Annotated in this window: 9 protein-coding genes; 3 read left to right on the top strand and 6 right to left on the bottom strand. The window is 63.0% G+C overall.

Annotated features, from left to right (window positions below):
* Window positions 1–49 precede the first annotated feature (49 nt).
* Window positions 50–883, top strand: a complete 834-nt coding sequence (locus MF606_RS07355) for a glycerophosphodiester phosphodiesterase (RefSeq protein ID WP_240233159.1) — start codon at window positions 50–52, stop codon at window positions 881–883.
* A gap of 176 nt (window positions 884–1,059) precedes the next feature.
* Here the strand turns inward: MF606_RS07355 and MF606_RS07350 are convergent, their stop codons facing one another.
* The 6 genes from MF606_RS07350 to MF606_RS07325 all read right to left on the bottom strand — a co-directional run bounded on the left by MF606_RS07350 (window position 1,060) and on the right by MF606_RS07325 (window position 10,099).
* Complete coding sequence (locus MF606_RS07350; protein WP_240233158.1) at window positions 1,060–1,863, bottom strand: inositol monophosphatase family protein; 804 nt, start codon at window positions 1,861–1,863, stop codon at window positions 1,060–1,062.
* A 14-nt stretch (window positions 1,864–1,877) separates the two neighbouring features.
* The gene (locus MF606_RS07345) at window positions 1,878–3,569 is read right to left on the bottom strand and encodes a Na/Pi cotransporter family protein (RefSeq protein ID WP_240233157.1); all 1,692 of its coding nucleotides are present in this window, start codon (window positions 3,567–3,569) and stop codon (window positions 1,878–1,880) included.
* Between the two features lie 64 nt (window positions 3,570–3,633).
* Complete coding sequence (locus tag MF606_RS07340) at window positions 3,634–5,715, bottom strand: ABC transporter ATP-binding protein (RefSeq protein WP_240233156.1); 2,082 nt, start codon at window positions 5,713–5,715, stop codon at window positions 3,634–3,636.
* Window positions 5,716–5,723: 8 nt separating this feature from the next.
* Complete coding sequence (locus MF606_RS07335; RefSeq protein WP_240233155.1) at window positions 5,724–6,872, bottom strand: ABC transporter permease; 1,149 nt, start codon at window positions 6,870–6,872, stop codon at window positions 5,724–5,726.
* Between the two features lie 4 nt (window positions 6,873–6,876).
* Entirely contained in the window at window positions 6,877–7,869 is a 993-nt protein-coding gene (locus MF606_RS07330) for an ABC transporter permease (protein WP_240233154.1), read from the bottom strand.
* Between the two features lie 244 nt (window positions 7,870–8,113).
* Window positions 8,114–10,099: an ABC transporter substrate-binding protein gene (locus MF606_RS07325; protein ID WP_240233153.1), complete on the bottom strand. Its 1,986-nt coding sequence runs from the start codon at window positions 10,097–10,099 to the stop codon at window positions 8,114–8,116.
* 234 nt (window positions 10,100–10,333) lie between these two features.
* On the opposite strand from MF606_RS07325, the gene MF606_RS07320 reads away from it, so the two are divergent.
* A complete protein-coding gene (locus tag MF606_RS07320) occupies window positions 10,334–11,362 on the top strand; it encodes a LacI family DNA-binding transcriptional regulator (protein ID WP_240233152.1) in 1,029 nt (342 codons plus the stop codon).
* A gap of 230 nt (window positions 11,363–11,592) precedes the next feature.
* Window positions 11,593–12,861 carry an HAD family hydrolase gene (locus MF606_RS07315; RefSeq protein ID WP_240233151.1) on the top strand — a complete coding sequence of 423 codons (1,269 nt, stop codon included), beginning with the start codon at window positions 11,593–11,595 and terminating at the stop codon, window positions 12,859–12,861.
* Window positions 12,862–12,863 lie beyond the last annotated feature (2 nt).

The following is a 12,863-nucleotide window of genomic DNA, read 5'->3' as shown; positions in this document are numbered from 1 at the left end:
ACGCCGGAATGATCTCCGACGTCTGATACTTCCCCCATGAGAGAATCGCATGACCGATCCCATCTCCATCGACCGAAACGGCCATCGCACGTGGCTCAAGTGGCATCGGGCCAAGCGGCGGGCGGGTGATCCGGTGTTTACCGGCAAGCGCATTCTCGAGGGGATGCGGCTGGGGGCAAGTGTCGAGGTCGACCTGGTGGTGCATGCCGACCGCGGCTATGCGGTGCTGCATGACCTGAGCGTCGAGCGCGAGACCACCGGGATGGGCAAGGTTGCGGACTTGACGGCGGCGGAATTGCGGTCGTTTTTCCTGCGCGGCGCGGACGGTGTGCCGGTCGACGAGCGCGTCATGCTGCTGGAAGATCTTTGCAGCATGCTGGCGAATGGCTTGCTGCATGCTGATGCTTTGCTGCAGCTCGACTACAAGGAAGACTGGAAGGTCCTCGACGCGGCGGCAATCCGCACGTTCAAAGATGCCGTGGCGCCGGTGGCGAGGCACATGATCCTGTCATCGGGCGACGCGGAAGCGGTGCGGTTGCTGACCGATGGGGTGGATGGGCTCAAGATCGGGTACGACCCTTGCCATGATGGCGCGCTGGAGCGATTGCGGCAGTCACTGGATTTTGCCGGCTTCGTGCGCGATGCGGTGGCGGCGTCGCCTAAGGCCGAGATGATCTATCTGGCCTATCCGCTGGTGCTGGAGGCGGATCGGCTGGGCTTCGATATTGTGGGGGCGTTTCATGCGGAGGGCCGGCGGATCGATGCTTACACGATCCAGGTCGCGGATGGCGTGTCGCTGCCGCAGGTGGAGCGGTTGCTGGCGCTGAAGGTGGATCAGATTACGACGGATGATCCGGAAGGGTTGAAGGCGCTGGTGGGGTGATTGCGCGCGGCGGCGGTCAACGGCGGGCGGGATTCCTACCCACAGCCGCTTCCCGCGGGCTTGACCCGAGGGTGCTGCGCTTAAAGGAAGTGTAGAGCCCTCGGGTCAAGCCCGAGGGTGACGATCTGTGGAGTGGGAGCCGCGGTGCCACGCGATAGCAATGGCTCAACAAGGCCCTACTTCGGGTCCTTCCGCGGCACGTCCTTGAGTTTGTCGAGCAGGTAGGCGTGGGTGGCTTTGTTGGCCACCAGAAGCGTGCCGGTGCGCTCGTAGACTTCGGGGCCGCGGCCCCACCAGTCGGTGACCACGCCGCCGGCTTCCTGGACGAAGAGGATGCCGGCGGCGGTGTCGACGAAGCCGGTTTCCTCGTAATAGCCGGTGAGGCGGCCGAGGGCGACGTAGGCGCAGCTATTGGCGGCGCTGCCGACGATGCGGACAGCACCAACAGGGGCGCGGATGGCGTCGAGGCGTTCGTAGGCCCCGGGATAGAGCTGAAGGCCGGGCGTGGGCAAGCCGGTGCCGATGTTGAAGAGACCCACGTCGGCCTGCTCGCTCACCTTGAGCCGCTCGCCATTCATGAAGGCGCCCTGCCCGGCGATGGAGGTGAACATCTCGTCGGCGGGCGGATTGTAGAGCACGCCGACGACTGTCTCGTTGCCGCGACGCAGGGCGAGCGAAATTGTGTAGTGCATGCCGTTGATGAAGTTGGTGGTGCCATCGATCGGGTCGACCAGCCAGCGATGCTCATTGTCCTTGTCCACCGGGGCGAATTCCTCGCCCGTGAAGCTCCAGTCCGGGTAGCGCTCGAACAGGAATTTGCGGATCAGCAGCTCGCTTTCCTTATCGGCATCGGAGACGAAATCGGCCGGCCCTTTGATGCCGATCTCGATGTCGCGGAAGCGCTTGAAGTAGGACTGGGTTAGCGCCCCTGCCTCGCGGGCAACCGCAACCATATCCGCGAGGATGGCATCGTAATTCATCTAAGACTCCGAAGTTATTTTGAGGCCGGCTTTGTTTCCAAGGCGGTCTTGGGTTCCAGCACGGCGTTGGGGCGCAGGCGGCTCTCGTCGAGCTCGCCCTTGGTTTCAAGAATAGGATAGGCAACCGATGCCAGGTGGGCGTTGATGCGCTTGAGATCGCGCAGGATATCGAGGTGCAGCGAGCTGGTTTCGACCGACGCCGGCACGCGCTCGCGCACGCGCTGGATATGAGCCTTGGCCGACTGGGCTTCGAGCCGGCGGATTTCGACCTTGGCGGCAACCAGCTGGCGCGCCAGTTGCGGATCGCCGGTGAGGAAAATCGTCTGGCTCATCTGCATATTGGCGATGGTCTTTTCGTAGAGCGCGACGATTTCGGCGAGACCATCGGACGAGAATTTGAGCTGGCGCTTGGCGATCTTGGAAGCGACGTCGATCAGGCCGCCTTCGACGATATCGCCGACATGCTCAAGATTTATGGCAAAGCTCATAATCTCAGCGGAGCGCTTGGCGTCGTCGTCATCGAGTTCGGTCTGGTCGAGGCGGGTCAGGTAGAGCTTGATGGCCTGGTTGAGCGCGTCCACGTCGTCATCGAGCAGGGAGACGGTGCTGCGGGTGGCCGGGCCCGGTTTGCGCAGAGCCTCGAGGCTGCCTTGCAGCATGCGGAGCACGATGTCGCTGACGCGCAGGGTTTCGCGGGCAGCGGCGGCCAGAGCGATGGTTGGCGTATCGAGGGCGCTGTAGTCGAGGTAATTGGCGCCTCTTTCGGGTTTGGCGGGCGCCGGGATGGCGAGCGCGGCCAGCTTGCCGATCGGGCCAAGCAACGGCAGGAACAGGACCAGCAGCGCCAGATTGAAGCCGATATGGGCGGCGATCGTCAGGGCGCTGTCATTGGGCACAATGGTCTGCAGCACATTGGCTGATGGTACGGCGAAGCTGGTGAGGATGATGGCGCCGATGGCGCGCACCACCAAGTTCGCCAGCGTGAGCCGGCGCGCCTCGGTGCCTTCGGTCAAAACAGCGAGTAGCGGCGGAATGGCGCCGCCGAGGTTTGCGCCGGCGACAAGCGTTACGGCCAGCGGCGGCGAGACGATGCCGGCCGAGGCCAGCAAGGCCACGAACAGCACCACGGCGAGGCTGGATGAGGAGACAAAGGCGAGGACAGCGGCGAGGATCAGCGCAAAGGCCGGCGCATCTGTCAGACCCGACAGGATGGCGATCATCACCTCGGATTCGCGTAACGGGCCGGTTACGTTGCCGACCAACTGCAGAGCCAGCAGCATCAGGCCGAGGCCAAGCACGGCGCGGCCAATGCCCTTGCCACGGGCATACTTGCTGAGCTGAAAGATGGTGACGCCGATGAGGATCATCGCCGATCCGAACCAGTGCACATCCAGCGACAGAATGACGGCGGCGATGGACGTTCCGACATTGGCACCCAGCATAACGGCTTGGGCCATGCGCGGATTGATAGCGCCATTGCTGGCGAAGGATGCGGTGATGACGGCCGTCGCCGTGCTCGATTGCAGGGCCAGGGTGGCCATGATGCCTGACATCACGGCAGTGAAGCGATTGCCGGTGCCCTTGGCGATCCACAAGCGGAGCGAGGCACCAAATGCGCGCATCACGCCGGTCTTGATCATCCGGAGGCCCCAGAGCAGCAGGGCTCCGGCGCCAAGCAGATTGATCAGTTCAATTGTGGAATGCATGTTCCCTTACCGAAGCAGCATGGAACGGGCAGTGTACGCCTGTCACAATTCCTGTCGACCGATTTCACGCGTTTACCAGCTCTCGTTTGCCGGTGACGGTGCGCAGTTTGAGCTCATCGGCCCGAATGCAGGCGAAACGGTGGTCGGAGGTACCTTCGAGGGGCGGATCGACGTCGCGGCAGGCCGGTTTGGCATACGGGCAACGGTCGGCAAAGGCGCAGCCCTTGAGCTGCTGGCTGGCATCGGGGACGTGGCCGGAGAGGCGAATGCGATCCTTGGGCTTGGTGACTCCGCGGCCGGGAATGGCGGCGAGCAGGGCCTCGGTATAGGGGTGGCGCGGGTTGCGGAAAATCTCGTCGGTGGTGCCGATTTCGACGATGCGCCCGGCATACATGACGGCAACGCGATCACTGATATTGGCAATGACGCCGAGGTCGTGGCTGACGAAGAGATAGGTCAGGCCCATCTCGGCCTGAAGCTGCTTCATCATATTGATGATCTGGGTCTGCACGGACACGTCGAGTGCTGACACGGCCTCGTCGGCAATGACCAGCTTGGGGTCCGACGCGAGGGCTCGGGCGATGGCGATGCGCTGGCGCTGGCCGCCGGAAAAGGCGTGCGGATAGCGCTCGGCGTAATCAGGGCTGAGGCCGACGCGGGTCAACAGGCTCTGCACTCTTGCCTCGATTTCCGACGCCGAGTGGTTCCCGTTGACCTGGAGCACTTCGCCGATGATGTCGCGCACCCGCATGCGCGGATTGAGCGAGCCCGTCGGGTCCTGGAAGATCATGCGGATATCGGTGCGCAGGCGGCGAGTGTCAGCCCCGCGCGCTTTGAGCAGGTCCACGGGGTCGTGGACGCCATCGTTGAAACGGATCGAACCGCTATCGGCGCGGTGAAGGCCGACAATGGTCTGGCCGAGCGTAGACTTGCCGCAGCCACTTTCCCCAACGAGGCCAAGGGTCTCGCCGGTATAGATATCAAGCGATATGTCATTGACGGCGCGCACCGCCCCTACCTTGCGCTGGAAGAAGCCGGAGCGGATGGGGAAGTGCTTGTGGAGGTTACGGACGATGAGCAGCGGCTCGGACTTCGCGGCCCGACGGGCAAGCACGGCGACCGGATCGGCTGGACGCGCGTCGGATTTGGCGAAGCGGGCGGCATCGGGTCCATAGGCGTGGCAGGCAACCATGTGGGCGTTGCCGAGCTGCGTTTCGTCGACCGGCAGGACGTTGCAAATGCCTGATCGGGCCCATTCGCAACGCGGATGGAACGAACAGCCAGATGGCCGCAAAGCCGGGGGCGGCACCATGCCAGGGATGGCCTTGAGCGGGGCTTTGAAGTCGCCGTCGAGACGGGGCATGGAGGCAAGCAGGCCACGGGTATAGGGATGCCTGGGCTTCTCCAGCACCTGCTTGACCGGGCCACGCTCGACAATCTTGCCGAGATACATCACGGCAACTTCGTCGGCGATTTCGGCGACGACGCCCAGGTCGTGGGTGATGAACAGCACCGCCATGCCGCTATCGCGCTGCAGCGTGGCCAGCAGGTCGAGAATGTTGGCCTGCGTCGTCACGTCGAGCGCCGTGGTTGGCTCATCGGCGATCAGCAGGCGCGGCTGGCAGATCAGCGCCATGGCGATCATGGCGCGCTGGCGCTGGCCGCCGGAGAGCTGGAACGTGTAGCTGTCGTAGCGGCGGGCAGGATCGGGCATGCCGACCTGCTTCAGCATCTCTATGCCGGCGGCGCGCGCCTCGGCCTTGCTCACCTTGCGATGCAGGGTCAGCGCCTCGCTGATCTGGTTGCCGATGGTGTAGAGCGGCGACAGGAAGGTCATCGGCTCCTGATGGATCATGGCGATGTCGGCGCCGCGCACGGCGCGCATCAGCGGGCTCGATGGCTTGGTGGCGGCGATGTCGAGCACAGGGCCGTTGGGCTGACGCACATTGATCGAGCCGCCAGAAATGCGGCCGGGGTGGTCGATGACCTGCAGGATGGACTTGGCCGTTACCGACTTGCCGCAGCCGCTTTCGCCGACGAGGCACAGGGTCTTGCCGGCGGGAATATCGAGGTCGAGACCCTGCACGACGTCAACGCTGCCGGCGAAGGTGATCCTGAGGTCGCGGATTTCAACGAGATTTTCCATAGGCGGCCTCAATCGGAATAGGGGTCGGCGGCGTCGCGCAGGCCATCGCCGAGGAAGTTAAGCGCCAGCACGGCAACAACCACCGCGCCGCCGGGCAGCAACAGCCAGGGCGCCGAGGCGATGGTTCGGACGTTCTGCGCCTCCTGCAGCAGCACGCCCCAGCTGACGATGGGCGTGCGCAAGCCGATGCCGAGATAGCTGAGGGCGGTTTCGGCGAGGATCATGCCTGGGATGGCCAGCGAGACGACGGCGATGATGTGGCTGAGGAAGCTCGGCAGCATGTGCCGGAAGATGATGCGGACCGGACCGCAGCCATCGAGGCGGGCTGCTTTGACGAAATCCTCGTTGCGCATGGCCAGGAAGCGCCCGCGCACAACGCGGGCCAGGCCAGTCCAACCGAGAACGGACAAGATGACGGTGATGAGGAAGTAGACCTGCAACGGCGGCACGGACTGGGGAATGGCGGCGGCAAGGCCGATCCAGAGCGGAATGGCGGGGACCGACTGGATGAACTCGATGAGGCGCTGGATGATGTTGTCGGTAACGCCGCCAAACAGGCCGGATATGCCCCCAATGAGGATGCCGAAGACCAGGCTCAGGGTGACGCCGATGAGACCTATGGTCATAGATATGCGGGTGCCGTAGATAGTGCGGCTGAGGATATCGCGGCCGAGCCGATCGGCCCCGGCGATGTAGAACGGCTGCCCGACTTCGACGGGGCCGAAGAGGTGGCGGTTGGTTTGGATCAGGCCGAACAGCTTGTAGGGCTCACCGGCAACGAAGACGCCGATATCGATGACAGTTTGCGGATCGGCGGCGAACAGGCGGCGGCCGGAATTGTAGTCGATCTCGGTCTTGTAGGCGTTGACGTGCGGGCGCCACTGCCAACCGTTACCATCGTCGCGACCCCATTGGATCGCCTGGGGCGGCGCGTAACTATAGGCCGGATTGTAGGCTTCCAGGGTCACCGGGGCGAGGAATTCGGGGATCAGCGCCACAATGTAGGCAAGCATAACCACAATGCCGCCGGCGACGCCGAGCCTGTGGCGGATGAATTTCTGCCAGACCAGGGACCAGTGGCCATCAAAGCCCCTACCCTTTTGGTGCTTGGCGGCGATGGGGGCGACCTGGCCGGTGGTTTCGTCGAAGGTGCTCATGGCCCTACCCCTGCTGATAACGGATGCGTGGATCGAGCCAGGCGAGCAGCAGATCGCTGAACAGCGTGCCGATGACCACGAGCACGCTCAGCATCAGAATGAAGCTGGCGGCCATGTGCATGTCCTGCGTGCGCAGGGCATCGAGCAGCAGCGGGCCGGTGGTTTGCAGGCCCATGACGATGGCGACGATGGTGCCACCAGAGACGATATCGACGAAGATGTCGTTCTGGCCCGAGACGAACGGGTTGAGGGCGTGGCGGACGGGGTACTTCATCAGCAGGCCAAATTCGCCCATGCCCTTGGCCCGGGCGGCGGTGACGTAGGGCTTGTGCAGCTCGTCCATGAGGTTGGCGCGGATGATCCGGATTACGCTGGCGGTGCCAGATGTGCCCAGCACGACCATGGGCAGCCAGAGGTGCTGGAGCAGGTCGACCACTCGGGCCCAGCTCCACGGCGCTTCAACGAATTCGGGGGAGAACAGGCCACCGACATTCATGCCAAACACGGCGAAAGCGACATACATCGCCGCCAGCGCCAGCAGGAAATTGGGGACGGCCAGGCCCAGAAAGCCCAGAAAGGTGAAGGCATAGTCGCCGGCGGAGTAACGGCGAACCGCCGAGTAGATGCCGATGGGAATGGCCATGACCCAGATGAAGAGCAGGCTGGCCACGCTGAGCACCACGGTGAGGCCCAGGCGCGGCCAGATCACGTCCTTGACCGGCAAATTGAACGAGAACGAGTAGCCGAAGTCACCGCGCAGGACGACGCCGCTGATCCAGTCCCAGTACTGGACCATGATGGGCAGATCGAGCCCGTAGGCTGCGCGCGTGGCCTGTTGTTCGGCCAGGGGAATGACGTCACCACTTGCCGCGCGCAGTTCGGCCAGCCGATCGACATAGTCGCCGGGCGGGATGGCAATGACCAGGAACGAAATCAGCGAAACCGCGATGAGAGCGGGGATTACGTAGATGATCCGCCGCAGCATGAATGAACCCATCGTGGTCTCCTCGTTTCCAGGCGGTCACACCGCAACGCCCTCGTCTCGTTCGGCGTCATTCCCGCGAAAGCGGGAATCTCTCTTGAAGCCGGCCAAGGGAGATTCGCGCTTTCGCGGGAATGACGCCGTGGTTGTGGACGAGTCTATCGGCTTATGAAAAAGGCCGGGCCCGCAAAGGGAATGAACGGGGCCGGCCAGTTCGGGTGGTCCCTGCCATGGGAACCACCCAGCTCGTGGAGGGAGCTTATTGGAAGTAGTAGCTGGCGAAGTTGGACGGCGCCGGGCCCGGATAGAGCCAGCCTTCGATCAGCTCGGCCGGCACGTTGTGCAGGTTGTTCTTGACCGAGCGGTAGAAGCCAGCGGGCATGGCGATGCCGATGGTGAGGAATTCCTCGGCCTGCAGGTTGGTGAATTCCTGCATCAGGGCGGTTTGTTCCTCGCCGATGGTCTGGGGGATCAGCGAGCGGAGTTCATAGAGGCGCTGCACGTTGGCCGGCGGCTCGATCACTTCCCAGCCTTCGGGCAGCTCGGCATTCGGGTCGAGGCGCTTCCGATCCCAGGCGGCCCAACCGTTCCAATTTCCCAGCGACCACCCGCCGTAGTCGTTCATGAAGCGAGAAAGGTTGAGCAGCGGGAGCTGGCCGCAACCATTTTCGCCAACCCATACCGAGCCATCGCTATCGGGCTTGGAGCGGGCGGCACCGAACAGTTCGTCGGAGTGGTGGTTGATGGTGACGTTGAGACCCGCCTGCTTCCAGGTGCGCTCGATCAGCTGGAACGCGTCCACTGTGTCGGGCTTGAAATCGGCATTGATCTCAACAGAGAAGGCAAAGGGCTTGCCATCGGGGCCGAGGCGGACGCCGTCGGGCCCCATGGGCAGGATCTTGTCGAGATGCTCGGCGGCGGCGGCCAGGTCGAACTCGGTGAACTGACGTGCCATGGTCTCGTTGTAGAACGGAGAGTTCGGCAGCGGTGCCGGCTGGAAGGGTTCCCCCTGCCCCAGATAGACGGTGTCGATGATTTCCTGGCGGTTGATGGCCTGGGAAATGCCAGCGCGGAAGTCCTTGGAGGAGAATACCTGCGCCTTTATCGGATCGGGGTGGTTGACCGAGAAGGCCAGCACGGCAGTGTTGTAGTCGCAGCTGGCAGCGGGGACGAGGCGGTAGTCGCCGGCCGCCTGGTTGTCGAAGAATACCGCACGGTTCTGCGGGATCGACACATTGCGCGGCGACATGGTGATCTGGCCCTGAATAGCCTGTAGCAGCGTCACTTCAGGTTCCGCAGCACTCGCCCAAACGCGCTCGTCGATATAGGGGAGCTGCTGGCAGGAGGGATCGACGGCGAAGTAGTAGGGGTTGCGGACGAAGGTCACGCGTTCCTTACCGAGGATCGAGTCCGTGCCCACCCAGGCGTGGATGGATGGACGCTTGGGATCGTTGAACTGGGACGGATCGTTGTAGGAGCCGACATTGCCCTTCCACCACGCAGCGTAATCGGTAGCGCCAGCGGCAGCCATCAATTCGGCGACGCCTTCCGGGTTCAGATCGATATCGAACTGCTCCAAATAATGCTTGGGGAACTGCACGGCGCGCTGGCCGTAAGGGCCGGCCATCTGTTGCAGGAACAGGCCATTAGGCTTGCTCCAGGAGAAGCTCACCGCATAGTCGTTGACCTTGGTCACAACCGGGATTTCGCCATCGACCTTGTACTCGTTGCGCGGGCCGCCGGTGATGACTTTGACATTGTTCTCGACCCGGTCCCACCAGAACAGGATGTCGTCGGCGGTGAAGGGGTGGCCGTCGGACCACTTCATGCCTTCGCGCAGGTGGAAGGTGTAGGTCTTGGCGTCGTCGCTGATTTCCCAGCTCTTGGCGATGCCGGGAACGACCTGCGAGCCATCGACGCTCCAGCGCACGAGCGGCTCATAGCCGAACTGACGGATATCGGCGAGGTTGCCACCACCCCAGCTATCGATGAACTGACCGCCATAGACGCCCTTGCCCTCGGCCGGCTGGATGACCAGCGGCTCGAGCGGCAGGCGCTCGGCGGCCGGCGGCAACGTGCCGGCGTCGACCTGCGCCTTGAGCTGCGGCGCTTCAGTGTAGCTCGCGCAGGCAGCGGCGTCCTGAGCCTGCGACGGCAGCACGATGGCGCCGGGCAAGGCCGCGGCGCTCAAGAGCGCCGACGTCACCGCCAGCAACCGGGTTACGCCGAGAAATTGGTTCTGCATATGCTTCCCTCCCACGAAATGAAAACTTCGCATCCTCCGAGGTCCGGTCGGTGGGTTGAGCCGGAAGCCTCATTCCAAGGGTGCTGACGCACCTCGTAATTAGTACCCACGTTTAGCGGTTCAATGACGCTATCTTGTAAACGTTTTCAAAACAAGATATGAAAACCGACATGGTCGAAAGCGCGAAAAAGCGTTATCCGACAAGCCCCTTAGGTGACGCGAAATGTTAGCAGTGTGGTAACAATCAAGGACGTGGCGCGGGCCGCCAATGTGTCGATCGCGACGGTGTCGCGCGTGGTGAACGGGTATGCCCATGTGCGCCCCGCCGTACGCGACGCGGTGAGCAAGGCCATCGCGGAATTGGGCTATCGACCCAACGGCCTGGCAAGCTCGTTCCGCACGCAGCAATCCAATATCGTGGGCGTGCTGCTACGCCAGCAGCGCACGCCATTCAGCAGCGCCCTGGCCTATGCCATCGAAACAACCATGTTTGACCAGGGCTATCGCGTATTGCTCTGCTCGACCAACGGCGACGCCGATCGCGAACAAGCCTATATCGAAACCATGCTCGACATGCGCGTTCAGGGCATCATCATTCGCCCCTCCTCCGCCACGGTCCGCACAACCAAGCAAGTCACCACCCTGCGCGAACGGGGCATTTCCGTCGCCTTTGTCGACATGAGGCCCAAGATCGCCTCGATCAGCTCGGTGGTTTGCGACAACTTTTCGGGCGGTTATCAGGGCATGCGCCACCTGATCGAGCTCGGCCATCGCAAGATCGGCATCATCGCCGGCAGCATTGCCCAGCGCGGCGGCGGCCAGGATGTCGGCAGCGAGCGCGTTCGTGGCATTCGCCAAGCGGCTACGGATCTGGCCGATGATGTGGAGCTCCTATTCTCGCACCCCTTTGAGAACGCCAGCTTCGATGTGGGTCGCGAGGCGGGCCACGCGATGATCACCGGAAACCCGGGCATGACGGCGGTTTTCGGCACCACCGACATGCTCGCCATCGGTGTGATGCACGCCGCGCACGCGCTAAATCTCGACCTGCCCCGAGATCTGTCGATCCTGGGCTATGACGGCGTACTCGAATCGACCGTGACCTTCCCGACGCTGTCGACCATCGCCCAGCCCATCCATGAAATGGGCCAGCTCGCCGCCACAACACTGATCGATCAGATGACCGGCGTCAGCAAGTCGCCGCGCCAGGTGGTGCTGGAAAACACGCTGGTCCAGCGTGGCTCCACCATTCCCCTACCCTGAACATTCCCATCCATATGTGCGGCGCGATCTGACGGAGAGCGGGACCATCTTGAGCCTATCAACGTTCGCCGTGCGCGACGGCATCTCAGGATGGATTCCGGCCTTCGCCGGAATGACATCGTGGGCGGGGACGCCTGCCGGGCAAAATTACAGTACAAGGCGGCTTGCGGCGAAAAGCTGAAAACGATTACAATATCTGGAACAAGTCCAGAGTCCCAGGAAACGTTGAAATGCCGTCATCCCTTCGCGCCGCCGATGTCGAAAGCACAGCTCAGCTTAGCGACGCCGATCTGGCTCTGGCCAAGCGGCATGCGCCCATCATCCAATTTTGCGACAACGAACCGTTCCTGCCCTCACGGGTCGGGGTTTCAGTGCTGACCGAGGCCGGGCAGTCCCCCTCGGCGCCGCTCGCGATCACCTTCGACGCCGGCGTCACCAAGGTCATCGAATATGCGATCTGGTGGGACTGGGATATTCAGCACCTCTACGAGCTAGAGCATATCTGGGTAAAGCTGGGTGCCAGCGACGAGGTTGTCGCCGTCAGTGCAAGTGCCCATGGCTCGCTGTTTGACATGCGCAATGCTGATAGCTCGCTGCCGCTGATCGACGGGCGCCCGACGCTGCTCTCCACCCCCGGAAAGCACGCCTTCACTGTATCCGTACTGGAGCAGACCAAAACTGCACAGCACACGGCGGCCGCATGCCAGGAATTGGCAGGCCGCGCCGGAATTTTGATCAACGACATGTTCCGCGACCAGCTTCAGGGCATCGGGCCGGAGGATCACCGGGCGGTGAAGCGTTATCTGCAGGCGCGCTCGTTCCTGCCCACATTCACTTTCGGGCGGCACTTCGATCTGGCGCAGGTGGAATTCTGCAGCTGGGACGATCTCGCGAGCTGGATTCCCGGACGGGTAAAGGCGGTGCTGGCCGAGGTTCGCGCCGAACAGCCGCTGCTCAAGGCGGTATTCCTCGATAGCGGCGACACGCTGGTGGACGAGGCGACGGAAAAGTTCGACGCCGAGGGCTACGTCATTGAAGCCGGGCTCATACCGGGTGCTTTGGAGATGATCCGGTCGCTGGCGGCGGATGGCTACCGGCTGGCGCTCGTGGCCGACGGGCGGGTGCGCAGCTTTGCCACCATTCTTGGCGGCCACGGCATCAGCCCGCATTTCCACGCGCAGGTGATTTCGGAGGCCGAGGGTTGCGAAAAGCCGGATCAGCGCATGTTCCAGAAGGCGATGACCGCGCTGGGCCTCGGCAGTGACGACGCGGAAGCTATCGTGATGGTGGGCAACCACCTGGAACGCGATATCGGCGGCGCCAATAGGCTGGGCATTATCAGCATTTGGCAAAGCTGGTCGAAAAAGCGCAGCCACGTTCCCGCCGACAGCCATGAAGTGCCGCGCTATACGATCCGCTCGCCGGGTGAATTGCCTGGCCTATTGGCTGATATCGAGCGGCAGATGGCGCGGGCGAAGTCTAATCCGCGGACGATCTAGGA

The organism is Devosia lacusdianchii, from assembly GCF_022429625.1.
GTDB classification, from domain to species: Bacteria; Pseudomonadota; Alphaproteobacteria; order Rhizobiales; family Devosiaceae; genus Devosia; species Devosia lacusdianchii.
This window is presented reverse-complemented; position numbering and strand designations above follow the sequence as displayed.